12 protein-coding genes are annotated in these 14,854 nt (G+C 60.4%); 8 read left to right on the forward strand and 4 right to left on the reverse strand.

Annotated elements, in window-relative coordinates:
• Positions 1-271: 271 nt before the first annotated feature.
• Positions 272-2,200, reverse strand: coding sequence for a transglycosylase SLT domain-containing protein (locus tag ACIPQ1_RS00365; protein WP_411386941.1), 1,929 nt, complete (start codon positions 2,198-2,200; stop codon positions 272-274).
• 213 nt (positions 2,201-2,413) lie between these two features.
• Between ACIPQ1_RS00365 and ACIPQ1_RS00370 the strand changes: the two genes are divergently transcribed.
• Positions 2,414-4,330 carry an ATP-binding cassette domain-containing protein gene (locus tag ACIPQ1_RS00370; RefSeq protein ID WP_186705233.1) on the forward strand — a complete coding sequence of 639 codons (1,917 nt, stop codon included), beginning with the start codon at positions 2,414-2,416 and terminating at the stop codon, positions 4,328-4,330.
• Between the two features lie 126 nt (positions 4,331-4,456).
• Here ACIPQ1_RS00370 and ACIPQ1_RS00375 read toward each other — a convergent pair whose 3' ends face one another.
• Positions 4,457-4,897, reverse strand: a complete 441-nt coding sequence (locus ACIPQ1_RS00375) for a universal stress protein (protein ID WP_446533357.1) — start codon at positions 4,895-4,897, stop codon at positions 4,457-4,459.
• 101 nt (positions 4,898-4,998) lie between these two features.
• On the opposite strand from ACIPQ1_RS00375, the gene ACIPQ1_RS00380 reads away from it, so the two are divergent.
• The 7 genes from ACIPQ1_RS00380 (at position 4,999) to ACIPQ1_RS00410 (ending at position 13,555) form a co-directional block, all read left to right on the forward strand.
• Positions 4,999-5,436 (forward strand): hypothetical protein, encoded by a 438-nt coding sequence (locus ACIPQ1_RS00380; protein WP_411386942.1) that lies wholly within the window; start codon positions 4,999-5,001, stop codon positions 5,434-5,436.
• A gap of 612 nt (positions 5,437-6,048) precedes the next feature.
• A complete protein-coding gene (fadB, locus tag ACIPQ1_RS00385) occupies positions 6,049-8,196 on the forward strand; it encodes a fatty acid oxidation complex subunit alpha FadB (protein ID WP_411386943.1) in 2,148 nt (715 codons plus the stop codon).
• A gap of 31 nt (positions 8,197-8,227) precedes the next feature.
• Positions 8,228-9,403 carry an acetyl-CoA C-acyltransferase FadA gene (gene fadA, locus ACIPQ1_RS00390; RefSeq protein WP_053120718.1) on the forward strand — a complete coding sequence of 392 codons (1,176 nt, stop codon included), beginning with the start codon at positions 8,228-8,230 and terminating at the stop codon, positions 9,401-9,403.
• A gap of 108 nt (positions 9,404-9,511) precedes the next feature.
• Positions 9,512-9,748, forward strand: a complete 237-nt coding sequence (locus ACIPQ1_RS00395; RefSeq protein WP_003199644.1) for a DUF1653 domain-containing protein — start codon at positions 9,512-9,514, stop codon at positions 9,746-9,748.
• 115 nt (positions 9,749-9,863) lie between these two features.
• Positions 9,864-12,476 carry a type I DNA topoisomerase gene (topA, locus tag ACIPQ1_RS00400; RefSeq protein WP_446533358.1) on the forward strand — a complete coding sequence of 871 codons (2,613 nt, stop codon included), beginning with the start codon at positions 9,864-9,866 and terminating at the stop codon, positions 12,474-12,476.
• Positions 12,477-12,690: 214 nt separating this feature from the next.
• Positions 12,691-13,215, forward strand: a complete 525-nt coding sequence (locus ACIPQ1_RS00405; RefSeq protein ID WP_186705229.1) for a DUF6586 family protein — start codon at positions 12,691-12,693, stop codon at positions 13,213-13,215.
• Positions 13,216-13,321: 106 nt separating this feature from the next.
• Entirely contained in the window at positions 13,322-13,555 is a 234-nt protein-coding gene (locus tag ACIPQ1_RS00410) for a hypothetical protein (RefSeq protein WP_250962697.1), read from the forward strand.
• A gap of 70 nt (positions 13,556-13,625) precedes the next feature.
• Here the strand turns inward: ACIPQ1_RS00410 and sulA are convergent, their stop codons facing one another.
• Both sulA and lexA read right to left on the reverse strand, forming a co-directional pair.
• Positions 13,626-14,099 (reverse strand): SOS-induced cell division inhibitor SulA, encoded by a 474-nt coding sequence (sulA, locus tag ACIPQ1_RS00415; protein ID WP_003199648.1) that lies wholly within the window; start codon positions 14,097-14,099, stop codon positions 13,626-13,628.
• A 10-nt stretch (positions 14,100-14,109) separates the two neighbouring features.
• On the reverse strand, positions 14,110-14,718 hold the full coding sequence (lexA, locus tag ACIPQ1_RS00420) for a transcriptional repressor LexA (protein ID WP_003199651.1): 609 nt from the start codon (positions 14,716-14,718) through the stop codon (positions 14,110-14,112).
• Between the last annotated feature and the right edge of the window lie 136 nt (positions 14,719-14,854).

Consider the following 14,854-nt stretch of genomic DNA (forward strand, 5'->3'; position numbering starts at 1 on the left):
TGATGTGTTGAGATCAATGTGGGAGCGAGCCTGCTCGCGATAGCGGCTGATCAGCAACAAAGATGCTGACTGTCACACCGCTATCGCGAGCAGGCTCGCCCGTCCCCCCGACCGGGGCTCACCCACACAAACGCTGCACGCTGACCCCCCGCTATCGCGAGCAGGCTCGCTCCCACAGGGATCAGCAACCGACCCAGTAACCGAGCAAAAAAAATGCCCGCCTCTTTCGTGGCGGGCATTTTTTCTTCTCAGTAACAGCTTGCGCTAATACTCACTGATCATCGAAATACCGCTCATGCCAGTCCACCAGCGGTTGCGGTGAGTTGAGCTTCTGGCCGTAGATCACCGAATATGACAACACGTTCTGCACGTATTGGCGGGTTTCGTCGAATGGAATACTTTCCACCCAGACGTCGAAGCTCAGGTGATCGGCACCGCGCAACCATTGGCGCACGCGACCGGGGCCGGCGTTGTAGGCCGCCGAGGCGAGGACTCGGTTGCCGTTGAACTGGCTGTGAACCTGGCTCAGGTAGGCCGCGCCCAACTGGATGTTCTTGTCCGGGTTCAACACTTGTTGAGGGGAGGCCAGGGGAATGCTGAACTTGCGCGCGGTTTCCTTGGCGGTGCCAGGCATCAGTTGCATCAGACCGGCGGCGCCGACGCTGGAGCGGGCGTCGTCCATGAAGGCGCTTTCCTGGCGAGTGATTGCGAACACCCAGCTCGAATGCAGGCCACGCACCTTGGCTTCGCGCACCAGGGTGTCGCGGTGGGCCATCGGGAAACGGATGTCCAGGTCGTCCCAGTACTTGGCCTGGCTGATGGTGCGAATGGCCGGGAAATACCATTTCAGGTCATAGGCCAGTTTCGCCTGGGCGACCATTTCGTCCCGGTTGAAATGCCGGCTGACGTGATACCACTCGCGGCGTCCGTCCACGATGTCCCCACGGGCATGAAACTCCAGCGCCCGGCGCACGCCCGGTGTGTTGCGCACCTTATTGATCAGCGCCTGGCTCATCACCAGTGGCTTGTTGACGAGGGAATACGGCGACTGGGAGCGGTCGGCGGCCAGGAAGCCATAAAAGTCCCGCTCACGGGCCAGGTGCTTGTAGAGCGCCAGGGCCTCGGGGTTTTGCGGCTGCGCCAGCTCCAGCGTACGGGCTTGCCAGTAGCGCCAGCGGTTGGTGCTGGCCAGCGACTCGGGCAGGCGGCGGGTCAGTTGGTAGGCATCGTCCCAACGGGCCAGGCGCAGCAGCAGGCGCAAGCGCCACTCCGAAACGGTGTCGTCGCGCAGTTCCGGGTCGTATTTGGTCATCACGTCCAAGGCGCGGCTGTCGAAGCGCTTGGCCAGGGTCAAGCCGATTTCCCGGGCAATCGCGACTTTTTCATCCCGGGAAAAATGCATGGTGCTGGCGTAGCCATCCAGCAGCGTCATGGCTTTTTCCGGATCCTGGCGGGCCAGGCGACGCAGGCCGAGGCTGACGATATCGGACATCGGTTCATCGGCCGGGCTGAAACGCGAGGGTTGGTTGAGCAGCTCAGGTTTCTGCGCCACGTCCACCAGCAACTTGCCACGGGGGGCGAGGGTGGTCAGGCCGCTGACCAGGCTGTTGGCCAGCGGATAATTGCGCGCCTGGGCAGCCAACTTGGTGCGCTCCCAGCGTTTCTGCTCGGTCAACTGGCCTTGGGATGCCCATAGGCCGAACAACGCGTCGCAGGCCTGGGGCTGTGACTTGCCGGTGAGCCAGAGCTTTTCGGCATTGGCATAGCCTTCGGCCTTAAGGCCATGGCTGAGCTGGTACTGAGCGTTGAGGCAGTCCAGTTCGGTGAAGTTGAGCTTGGGGTCGTAATACTTGACGAAGGTCGCCCAATCGCCGCGCTCGGCCAGCCAGCGCAACCAACGCAGTTTCATCCAGTTGGCCTGGGGCAGGTCACCGTGCTCGGCGAGGAATTTTTCGATTTCGGCGTTGCTGGCGCTCTTGAGGCGAGCGGTCAGTTCGTCGTAGGCCAGGTACGGCTCCAGCGGGTAATCGCGCAAGGCCTGGCTGTAGCGAAAGTAAGGGCCCGAATCACCCTTGGCCAAGGCCCGCTTGGCCTCGTTGTAATACTGGCGCTGAGTGGAAATATCCACCGCCTGAGCGGATTGAACGGCAGTGGCACATACAAAAAGACACGATAAAACACTGAAAAGGCGACTGCGCATGAGACGTCCGGGCAGAAAAAACATGACAAGCCCAAGGGTTAACCCAGGGTAACTGTCTGTAGCTTAGCCTTTTGCCAGCAGCCGGCGAAAGCTTTGCAGGGCTGTCGGTGCAAGTTCGCAACATTTGTCGTGCAGAGTGCTTCAGTAGCGAAATTGGCGGACCCTTGAGGCCTCATCTCAGGTAGAATGCGCGCCCGGTTTTTGGAGAAGCTCATGACCCTGCTCAAATTCAGCGATGTGTCCCTTGCTTTCGGCGCTATGCCGTTGTTGGACAAGGTGTCCTGGCAGATCGCCCGTGGTGAGCGGGTGTGCATCATCGGCCGCAACGGCACTGGCAAGTCCAGCATGATGAAGCTGGTCAAGGGCGATCAAAAGCCTGACGACGGCTCGGTCTGGCGTGCGCCGGGCCTGAAGATCGGCGAATTGCCCCAGGAATTGCCGGTGGCCGACGAGCGGACCGTGTTCGACGTGGTTGCCGAAGGCCTGGACGGTGTCGGCGCGCTGTTGGCCGAGTATCACCATCTGAGCCAGAACATCGTCACCGACGCCGACCTGGACAAGTTGATGCACGTGCAGCACGACCTCGAGGCCCGCGACGGCTGGCGTCTGCAGCAACTGGTCGACAGCACCCTGAGCCGCCTGCAATTGCCGGCCGACAAGACCCTCGCCGAGTTGTCCGGCGGTTGGCGTCGCCGCGTCCTGCTGGCCCAGGCCCTGGTCTCCGAGCCCGACCTGCTGCTGCTCGACGAACCGACCAACCACCTGGACATCGGCGCCATCGCCTGGCTTGAAGAAGCCCTGAAGGACTTCCAGGGGGCGGTGCTGTTCATCACCCACGACCGTTCCTTCCTGCAGAACCTGGCGACGCGCATCCTTGAACTGGACCGCGGCGGCCTGATCGATTGGAACGGCGACTACGCCAGCTTCCTGGTGCACAAGGAAGCGGCGCTGGCGGCGGAAGAAACCGCCAATGCCCTGTTCGATAAGAAACTGGCCCAGGAAGAAGTCTGGATTCGCCAGGGCATCAAGGCTCGTCGCACCCGCAACGAAGGCCGAGTGCGGGCCCTCAAGGCCTTGCGCGTTGAGCGCAGCGAGCGCCGTGAACGTACCGGCAAGGCCAATATCCAGTTGGATACTGCCGACAAGTCCGGCAAGCAGGTGATGGTCCTTGAGAACGTGAGCTTTGCCCACCCTGGCGGCCCGTTCCTGATCAAGGACTTCTCCATGGTCTTGCAGCGTGGCGATCGCATCGGTTTGCTAGGGGCCAACGGCACCGGCAAGACGACTTTGCTCAAGCTGATGCTTGGCGGCCTGGTGCCGACCAATGGCAAGGTGGAGGAGGGTACGAAGATCGACGTTGCCTACTTCGACCAGTTGCGTCATCAGTTGGACCTGGAAAAGACCGTGATCGACAACGTGGCCGAAGGCCGCGATTTCATCGACATCGATGGCCAGAGCCGTCATGTGTTGAGCTACCTCGGCGATTTCCTGTTCAGTCCACAGCGTGCCCGTACGCCGGTCAAGGCGCTGTCGGGCGGTGAGCGCGCCCGTCTGTTGCTGGCCAAGCTGTTCAGCAAGCCAGCGAACCTGCTGGTGCTCGACGAACCGACCAACGACCTGGACGTGGAAACCCTGGAGTTGCTGGAAGAAGTGCTGTTGACCTTCAACGGCACCGTCCTGATGGTCAGTCACGACCGGGCATTCCTCGACAACGTGGTCACCAGCACCCTGGTGTTCGAAGGCGAAGGCCTGGTGCGTGAATACGTCGGTGGTTATCAGGACTGGCTGCGCCAGGGCGGCTCGCCGCGTCTGCTTGGGGTCACCGAGAGCAAGTCCGGCAAGGCCGACCTGAATTCGGCGGTGGTCAAGGCCGAGCCCGCGCCGGTTGCCGCCGCAGCTCCGGCCCCCGCGAAGAAAAAGCTCAGCTACAAACTGCAGCGCGAGCTGGAGGCTCTGCCGGGCGATATCGATGCGAAGGAGCAACAGATCGCCGCGGTGGAAGCCGAAATGGCCGACGCCGGGTTCTACCAGCGGCCTGCTGCCGAAACCGCCAAGGTTATCGCGCAGTTGGAACAACTGCAGGCCGAGCTGGATGCATTGGTCGAGCGCTGGGCCGAGCTGGACGCTTGATCCATTGAGATAAGAAACCAATCCCTGTGGGAGCGAGCCTGCTCGCGATAGCGGTCGATCAGCGCCATTGGTCTTGGCTGACACACCGCTTTCGCGAGCAGGCGCGCTCCCCCACGGGGATAAGGCTCACGTGGGCGTGACCAAGTGCACCCCCAGCACATCGCAAGGCGCGCCATGCAGCACATCGTTGGCAGTCGAGCCCAGCAGCAACGCCAGGCCATGGCGACCATGGCTGCCGACGACAATCAGGTCGCAACCCTGTTCCTTGGCCAGGTGATGGATCTCCTGGCGTGGCTGGCCGTAGGTCAAGTGGCTGAACTCCTTCTTCAGGGCCGGGTATTTCACGATCAGTCGGTCAAGGCGTTCCTTGGCCTGGTCGAATTGCTGCTGCTGCAACTGGGAAAGGTCCATCGGCACGTCGCCGCCGAAGGCCATGGCCATTGGTTCGACGATATGCACCAGCGACAGCTGGGTGTCTCGGCCTTCGCAAAGGGCGAGGGCGCGCTTGACGACCGGATCGCATTCTTCAGTGAGGTCAACGGCGACCAGAACGTGGTTGTAGTACATGGAAGGCACTCCAGAGAATTGCGATACGGTAAGTATGGCTGGTTTCAAGCGCATTGACGGCGACCTGGGTCAATGGCTCATCAGAATCGGGGAGTACGAATATGACGGTCTGGATAGTGCTGTCAATCCTGTTGGTGGTGTTAAGTCCATTGGCATGGTTGCGTCCGTCCCGTGTACAGAGCGGTCGCATGGCCCTGCGCATGGAAGCGCGACGCCTGGGCCTGGCCATGCAACTGGCGCCACAGGAGTGGCCGCACTGGCTCGGCCAGCAGCCGCCAAACCCCTGTGCCCAGTACTATCGGCCTCGGCGAGGCAACCAGCCGGCCTGTTGGAGCTATTGGCAAACGGCACCGGGCGTCTGGGCCAATCAGTGGCGGGAAGTCTGCCAGGATGAGTCCTTGCTCAATCATTTCGAAAAATTGCCGGCCAACGTCTACAAAGTCGAAGCCGACCGGCAAATGATTGCGGTGTACTGGGGCGAAAAAGGCGAAGCCAGTGTTTTGCAAGACATTGCCAGCACGCTCAAGGCGCTGGCCTGAGCGACTTTGGCTGCGTAGGAGCTGTCGAGCGAAGCGAGGCTGCGATCTTTGCCCTGGCCATTGGGTCTCAAGTGAAAGATCAAAAGATCGTCCGAACGCGGCCCGAGCCTTCGGCAGCTCCTACTGGCATAAAAAAGCCCGACAGTTTCATCGGGCGGTTGGCCAGGCAGGCCGGTAATCCATCTCGTGTCGGGGCGTGCGTTCGCAGCGCCCTTCGTTCCTGAAATTTCAATCGCGCTCCCGACAGCGTAGTCGGCTGGACCCGATATGTCTGGAATTAGGGCGATTTTTCTAATGATTGATCCTATGAATAGCTGCGCATGCGGCGCCGTGTTGCGGATCCGTACGGTACGGAAATGACCGTAAAGTCGCGTTCTCGCCCGTGTTTAGGGCGATTGACAATTGTCGGAAATTCCGTGAAGGTGACGTACCCAAATCAAACGGGCGTATGAATTGAGCGTTTGTATTTTCAGAACGCTCCTACAGACCCCGACTATCGCGTTGACGGGTGTGCCTGGCGGATTGGCGTAGCATCGACGGTAACGTCAGTGTCGAACCAGTGGCCAGCGTCCAACGTGTACTGTTCAGCTTCCATATCGTGGAGATCAGTTGATGATTTACGAAGGTAAAGCCATCACGGTTAAGGCTCTTGAAAGTGGCATCGTCGAACTGAAATTCGACCTCAAGGGTGAGTCCGTCAACAAGTTCAACCGTCTAACCCTGAATGAATTGCGTCAGGCCGTAGACACTATCAAGGCAGATGCTTCGATCAAGGGTGTGATCGTCAGCAGCGGCAAGGACGTGTTCATCGTCGGTGCCGACATCACCGAATTCGTCGACAACTTCAAGCTGCCCGATGCCGAACTGATCGCTGGCAACCTCGAAGCCAACCGTATTTTCAGCGACTTCGAAGACCTCAACGTACCGACCGTCGCGGCCATCAACGGCATCGCCCTGGGTGGCGGCCTGGAGATGTGCCTGGCGGCGGATTACCGCGTCATGGCCACCACGGCCAAGATCGGCCTGCCGGAAGTCAAGCTGGGTATCTACCCGGGCTTCGGCGGTACCGTGCGCCTGCCGCGCCTGATCGGTGCCGACAATGCCATCGAGTGGATTGCCGCCGGCAAGGAAAACCGTGCCGAAGACGCACTGAAAGTCGGCGCCGTGGATGCGGTGGTCGAACCTGGCAAGCTCCAGGAAGCGGCCCTTGAAACCATCAAGCGCGCCATCAGCGGCGAGTTCGACTACAAGGCCAAGCGCCAGCCGAAGCTGGAAAAGCTCAAGCTCAACGCCATCGAACAAATGATGGCCTTCGAAACCGCCAAGGGTTTCGTGGCCGGTCAAGCTGGCCCGAACTACCCGGCGCCGGTCGAAGCGATCAAGACTATCCAGAAAGCCGCAAGCTTCGGTCGCGACAAGGCCTTGGAAGTCGAGGCCGCCGGCTTCGTCAAGCTGGCCAAGACCTCGGCTGCGCAAAGCCTGATCGGCCTGTTCCTCAACGACCAGGAACTGAAGAAAAAGGCCAAGGCCTACGACGAAATCGCCCGTGACGTGAAGCAGGCCGCCGTGCTCGGCGCCGGCATCATGGGCGGCGGCATCGCCTACCAGTCGGCGTCCAAGGGCACGCCGATCCTGATGAAGGACATCAACGAACACGGGATCGAGCAGGGCCTGGCCGAAGCCGCCAAGCTGCTGGTCGGTCGCGTCGACAAGGGGCGCATGACCGCCGCGAAGATGGCCGAAGTGCTCAACGGCATTCGTCCGACGCTGTCCTATGGCGATTTCGGCCATGTCGACCTGGTGGTCGAAGCGGTTGTCGAGAACCCGAAGGTCAAGCAGGCGGTACTGGCTGAAGTCGAAGACAAGGTCAAGGAGGACACCATCCTCGCCTCGAACACCTCGACCATCTCCATCTCGCTGCTGGCCAAGGCCCTCAAGCGTCCGGAGAACTTCGTCGGCATGCACTTCTTCAACCCGGTGCACATGATGCCGCTGGTGGAAGTGATCCGTGGCGAGAAGTCCAGTGAGCTGGCTGTTGCCACCACCGTGGCCTACGCCAAGAAAATGGGCAAGAACCCGATCGTCGTCAACGATTGCCCGGGTTTCCTGGTCAACCGCGTGCTGTTCCCATACTTCGGCGGTTTCGCCAAGCTGGTCAGCGCCGGTGTGGACTTCGTGCGCATCGACAAGATCATGGAAAAATTCGGCTGGCCGATGGGCCCGGCGTACCTGATGGACGTGGTCGGCATCGACACCGGCCACCACGGTCGCGACGTCATGGCTGAAGGCTTCCCGGACCGCATGAAAGACGACCGTCGTTCGGCTGTCGACGTGCTCTACGAAGCCAAGCGCCTGGGCCAGAAGAATGGCAAGGGCTTCTACGCCTACGAGACCGACAAGCGCGGCAAGCAGAAGAAAGTCGCCGATGCGTCGGTGCTGGAAGTGCTCAAGCCGATCGTCTACGAGCAGCGCGACGTCACCGACGAGGACATCATCAACTGGATGATGATCCCGCTGTGCCTCGAAACCGTGCGTTGCCTGGAAGACGGCATTGTCGAAACCGCCGCCGAAGCCGACATGGGTCTGGTCTACGGTATCGGTTTCCCTCCATTCCGTGGCGGTGCGCTGCGTTACATCGATTCGATCGGTGTGGCCGAGTTCGTTGCCCTGGCTGACCAGTACGCTGATCTGGGCGCGCTGTACCACCCGACCGCGAAGCTGCGTGAAATGGCCAAGAACGGCCAACGCTTCTTCGGTTAAGCGCCCAACGACTAGAGCGAGAGAACATTTTATGAGCTTGAATCCTAGAGACGTCGTGATCGTCGACTTCGGTCGTACGCCGATGGGCCGCTCCAAGGGCGGCATGCACCGCAACACCCGCGCCGAAGACATGTCGGCGCACCTGATCAGCAAGCTGCTGGAGCGCAACGTCAAGGTCGACCCCAACGAAGTCGAAGACGTGATCTGGGGCTGTGTGAACCAGACCCTGGAGCAGGGCTGGAACATCGCCCGCATGGCCTCGCTGATGACCCAGATTCCTCACACCGCGGCCGGCCAGACCGTCAGTCGCCTGTGTGGTTCGTCCATGAGCGCGCTGCACACCGCCGCCCAGGCGATCATGACCGGCAACGGCGATGTGTTCGTCGTCGGTGGTGTCGAGCACATGGGCCACGTGAGCATGATGCACGGCGTCGATCCGAACCCGCACATGTCGCTGTACGCGGCCAAGGCCTCGGGCATGATGGGCCTGACTGCGGAAATGCTGGGCAAGATGCACGGCATCAGCCGCGAACAGCAGGACGCCTTTGGCGTGCGTTCCCACCAGCTCGCCCACAAGGCGACCGTGGAAGGCAAGTTCAAGGACGAGATCATCCCGATGCAGGGCTATGACGAGAATGGCTTCCTGAAGCTGTTCGACTACGACGAAACCATTCGTCCGGAAACCACCCTGGAAAGCCTGGCGGCCCTCAAGCCTGCCTTCAATCCGAAGGGTGGCACCGTGACAGCTGGCACTTCATCGCAGATCACCGACGGTGCCTCGTGCATGATCGTGATGTCGGCCCAGCGTGCCCAGGACCTGGGTATCCAGCCGATGGCAGTGATTCGTTCGATGGCCGTGGCGGGTGTGGACCCGGCGATCATGGGCTATGGTCCAGTACCGGCCACGCAGAAAGCCTTGAAGCGTGCAGGCCTGAGTATCGCCGATATCGACTTCTTCGAGCTCAACGAAGCTTTCGCCGCACAGGCCCTGCCAGTGCTGAAAGATTTGAAAGTGCTCGACAAGATGAACGAGAAGGTTAACCTGCACGGCGGTGCGATCGCCCTGGGTCATCCGTTCGGTTGCTCCGGTGCGCGTATCTCCGGCACGCTGCTCAACGTCATGAAGCAGAATGGCGGCACCTTCGGTGTCTCGACCATGTGCATTGGCCTCGGCCAAGGCATCGCCACTGTCTTCGAACGCGTCTAAGCGTTGCGTCGATGGAAGCCGGGGCCAAGTGCCCCGGTTTTTGTTTTTTCGGGGTTAGTAGACAAAGATTTGTTTTTATTTTGAAAAGATTTGAGTGAGGGCCAAAGCATGCCGATACAACCTGGGCTCTACCAGCATTACAAAGGTCCTCAGTATCGCGTATTCAGCATTGCGCGGCATTCCGAGACCGAGGAAGAAGTGGTCTTCTATCAAGCCCTGTATGGCGATTACGGCTTTTGGGTGCGTCCCTTGAGCATGTTCGAGGAGTCCGTCGAGGTTGACGGCGAACAGGTGCCACGCTTTGCTTTGGTGCAGGCCGAGGAGAGCATTTTTTCCAAGCCTTGAGGCCGGCATGCGGGCAACCCTGCGCTTGACCTCACCTTGCAGCCACTATATATAGCGGTGCCGCGTCAGGCGCCAACCGCCTTTCACTTTTTAGAATTCAGGAATTTTCTGATCCATGGGCAAATCGCTGGTCATTGTGGAATCCCCGGCTAAGGCCAAGACCATCAACAAGTATCTGGGCAACCAATACGTGGTGAAGTCGAGTATCGGCCATATCCGAGACCTGCCCACCAGCGGTTCGGCTAGCGCCAGTAAGGAGCCAGCCGCCAAGCGCGGCAAGGCTGCTGCCGGTGAAGCGCCGGCGCTGTCGCCGAAAGACAAGGCGCGCAAGCAGCTGGTCTCACGCATGGGGGTCGATCCGGAACACGGCTGGAAAGCCAAGTACGAGATCCTCCCAGGCAAGGAAAAGGTCATCGAAGAACTGCGTCGGCTCGCCAAGGATGCCGACACCATCTATCTCGCGACGGACTTGGACCGCGAAGGGGAAGCCATTGCCTGGCACCTGCGCGAAGCCATTGGTGGGGATGACAGCCGCTACAAGCGCGTGGTGTTCAACGAAATCACCAAGAAGGCCATCCAGGAAGCCTTCTCCCAGCCGGGCGAGCTGGATATCGATCGGGTCAACGCCCAACAGGCGCGGCGTTTCCTCGACCGTGTGGTGGGCTACATGGTTTCGCCGCTGCTGTGGGCCAAGATCGCCCGCGGCCTGTCGGCTGGTCGCGTGCAGTCGGTCGCCGTGAAGCTGGTGGTGGAGCGCGAGCGGGAAATCCGGGCGTTCATCCCTGAAGAGTACTGGGAAATCCACGCCGACCTCGGCACTGCCAAAGGCGCGACTGTGCGCTTCGACGTGGCCCGCGAGAAGGGTGAAGCCTTCAAGCCGCTCAATGAAGCCCAGGCCATGGCGGCGCTGGAGAAGCTCAAGGCGTCCAGCTACAGCATCGTCAAGCGCGAGGACAAGCCGACCAGCAGCAAGCCGTCCGCGCCGTTCATCACTTCCACGCTGCAACAGGCCGCGAGCAATCGCCTGGGCTTTGGCGTGAAGAAAACCATGATGATGGCCCAGCGTTTGTACGAAGCCGGCTACATCACTTACATGCGTACCGACTCGACGAACCTGTCGGCCGATGCCGTGGCGATGGCGCGCACTTATATAGAAAGCGAGTTCGGCAAGAAGTACCTGCCGGACACGCCGAACGTCTACAGCAGCAAGGAAGGCGCGCAGGAGGCTCACGAAGCGATTCGTCCGTCCGATGCCAACACCGAGCCAAGCAAACTGTCGGGCATGGAGCGCGATGCCGAGCGTCTCTACGAGCTGATCTGGCGCCAGTTCCTGGCCTGCCAGATGCTGCCGGCGCAATACCTGTCCACCACGGTCAGCGTCGGTGCTGGCGACTTCGAGCTGCGCGCCAAGGGGCGCATCCTGAAGTTCGACGGCTACACCCGCGTCATGCCGCAGATCACCAAGCCTGGGGATGACGATGTCCTGCCGGACATGGCCCAGGGCGACGTGATGAAGCTGATCAAGCTCGATCCGACCCAGCACTTCACCAAGCCGCCGGCCCGTTACTCCGAAGCCAGCCTGGTCAAGGAAATGGAAAAACGCGGCATCGGCCGTCCTTCGACCTATGCCGCGATCATTTCCACCATCCAGGACCGCGGTTATGTGGCGCTGCACAACCGTCGTTTCTATTCGGAAAAGATGGGGGACATCGTCACCGAACGTCTGTCCGAGAGCTTCTCGAACCTGATGGACTACGGCTTCACCGCCGGCATGGAAGAAAACCTCGACGACGTGGCTCAGGGCGAACGGGACTGGAAAAATGTCCTCGACGAATTCTATGGCGACTTCAAGAAAAAACTCGAAGTAGCCGAAAGCCCTGACAGCGGCATGCGCGCCAACCAGCCGGTCATGACCGACATCCCGTGCCTGACCTGCGGGCGTCCGATGCAAATCCGTACCGCCTCGACTGGCGTGTTTCTCGGTTGCTCGGGCTACAGCCTGCCGCCCAAGGAGCGCTGCAAGGCTACCGTCAACCTGGTGCCGGGCGACGAAATCGCTGCGGACGACGAGGGCGAGTCGGAATCCCTGGTACTGCGCGGCAAGCATCGCTGCCCGATCTGCAGCACGGCGATGGATGCCTACCTGCTGGATGAAAAGCGCAAGCTGCACATCTGCGGTAACAACCCGGACTGTGCCGGATACGAGATTGAAGAGGGCACTTATCGCATCAAGGGCTACGAAGGCCCGAGCCTGGAATGCGACAAGTGTGGCAGCGAGATGCAGCTCAAGACCGGCCGTTTCGGCAAGTTCTTCGGTTGCACCAACCCGACCTGCAAGAACACCCGCAAACTGCTCAAGAGCGGTGACGCGGCGCCGCCGAAGATGGACCCGGTGAAGATGCCTGAGCTCAAATGCGAGAAGGTCAACGACACCTACATCCTGCGTGACGGCGCCTCCGGCCTGTTCCTGGCAGCCAGCCAGTTCCCGAAAAACCGCGAGACCCGTGCGCCATTGGTGATGGAGATCGTGCCGCACAAGGACGAGATCGATCCGAAGTACCATTTCCTCTGTGAAGCACCGCAGAAGGATCCGGAAGGGCGTCCAGCGGTCATTCGCTACAGCCGCAAGACCAAGGAGCAGTACGTGCAAACTGAAGTCGATGGCAAGCCGACCGGCTGGAAGGCCTATTACGACGGCGGTAAGTGGACGGTTGAAGACAAGCGTTGATTGAACGCCTGTTTAGGCGAGACCCCCATGGCGATGGAGCTTGCTCCCGCTGGGCGGCACAGCCATCCTCGATAGGGCCCGACTGAACAAAAAGGCCACATGACAACCATAGGTTTTCATGTGGCCTTTTTGTTTTTGGCTTGCAGTGGCCTTGGTTGATCCACGACACTGTCGCACTTGCGTGAAGCTTTCATTTCGTTGGGGAGATGCCGCCATGGCCCACGAACTCTATACCCGCACCAATCAGAAAATCTATTTCGCCGGTCTGTCGCTCGAAGCGCTCACCCGGGCCGAAGACGGGCGTGCGATGAATTCCCCGGCGCTGCTCCAGGCAGGGCGTGAGTCCGCGCTGTTTCACCTATACGGTGCGTTGTTGGGGTTATGCCATGAAATCGCGGGTTTCTATCGCCTGCCACAAGCGAATGCGCCGCGGGCCGAGCTGCTGTTGACCCGCGAAGTGCTGGAAACCATCGCCATCCCGGAAATGGCCGAAATGGTCGAGCTGGCACACAACCCGGAAACCTGGCTGGCAAAGCTGTTGGCGGCCCATGCGGCGCTGTTCGAGCCGCCACGAGCCCCGCGCAAGCCCAAGGGGGACGTGACCCAGCCGTTGATCGTGGCGGTCAATCTGGACGAGCAGGATCCCGAGCAGGAGCTGAGCCGGGAAGAGCTGGAGAGCTGGCGCCAGAACCTCAAGAGCTTGGCGATACGCTTTCGTGAAGGGTTGAACGAGTGCTGAGTTTCCCTTCGGCCCTTTACGTCCATTGATAACGCTTGGTCAAGATCCCGAGCGGAGCCTGGCCGATGACTATATAATCCTCGCCTTTCGTGGAGAACAGACTTTTATGCCTACGTCCTTTCTAGAAATTGTCGAACTTCCTGATGGCCGCATCGAGCTGCGCAGGGCCGAGGACGAGGGTTCTCTGGTTACCCTGAACTTCTCCGAAGATGCCAAGGTGTTCCTCCAAGGCCAACACGTCGAAGTCGCCAAGGCGATGCTGAGCGTGGGCGTCCAGATGGCCGGTCGCCTGGTTGAAGGCGAATTCAACAAGGATGAGGGGCCGCGGGTCCTTCATTAATCCCGCCTGTCGGCTTTTTGAATAATGTGACTGACCGGCTTCTCTGTCTTGGAGAAGCCCCGCGTTTGTCTTAGCCCAATCGAATATTCAGGCTTTGTGCGTCCCCGGTGCGGGCGGCGCTGATCAACTGTTGCCGTGCGGTCGCGGTCAATGGGTTGAGCCAACTGACCACGGTGTGGCTACGGCCCAGGCGCAAGGCTTCGCAGGTCAACTGTTGGGCGCTTTGGGTGCCCCGTGGCTGCAACAACAGGATGCGTTCACGGTTCAGGCCGGCATCCCGCAGCCAGGCCTGGGTAACGCTGGCCGGTGGCGCGATCAGCGTCAACCAGCGAGCATCCTGGTCCTGGCTGAGTTCTCGCAGAATCGGCGCCAGCAGGTTCAGGCAGTTTCCGGCCGCACCACGTAACGACAGTTCGCTGAAAGCCTCGGGTTCGACGCCCCAGGGCGACTCGATGACCTCTTTCAGGACTGGAACCAGCGGTTGGGCCATGAATGCCTCGAACAGCGGAAGTTGTGTGTGTTGTGGTGTGTGAGGGAACTGCATAAAGCCTCCTTTAGCGGCGAATGACGCCGACGCTCAAGCCTTCGATGACCAGGTCCTGGTCTTTCAGGTTCACTTCGATGGGGGCGAACTCCGGGTTCTCGGCAATGAGCCAGACCTTGCTGCCGTCGCGCTTGAAGCGCTTGACGGTCACCTCGTCGCCGATTCGCGCCACCACGATCTGGCCATTGCGGGCTTCGCGGGTGGTGTGGACGGCCAGGAGGTCACCGTCGAAGATGCCGATGTCCTTCATGCTCATGCCGTGTACACGAAGCAGGTAATCAGCCCGTGGATGGAAGAACGAAGGGTTGATGTTGCAGGATTCCTCGACATGCTGCTGGGCGAGGATTGGTGCGCCTGCCGCGACCCGGCCAATGATCGGCAGGGTGGTTTCGTCGGCCTTGGCTTCGAAGCCAGGGATGCGAATGCCACGGGATGCGCCCGGGGTCATTTCGATCGCGCCCTTGCGCGCCAGCGCCTTGAGGTGTTCTTCAGCCGCGTTGGGCGACTTGAAACCCAGTTCCTGGGCGATTTCCGCGCGGGTCGGCGGGTAGCCGTTGTCTTCGAGGCAGCGTTTGATGAAGGCCAGAATCTCTGCTTGGCGTGGCGTCAGCTTTAGCATATTGATCGCTCTGTCTTTTTATACAGTGACTGGGATTATATACAGTGGACGCCGCTTGGCAATCCTCCTTTTTTCGCGGGCCGCTGGACGGTCGGTCGGCTTGTTGGTTGGGGCAGGGCTACCACCTGTGAAAAGG

The sequence above is a fragment of the Pseudomonas sp. LARHCG127 genome, assembly GCF_052871455.1.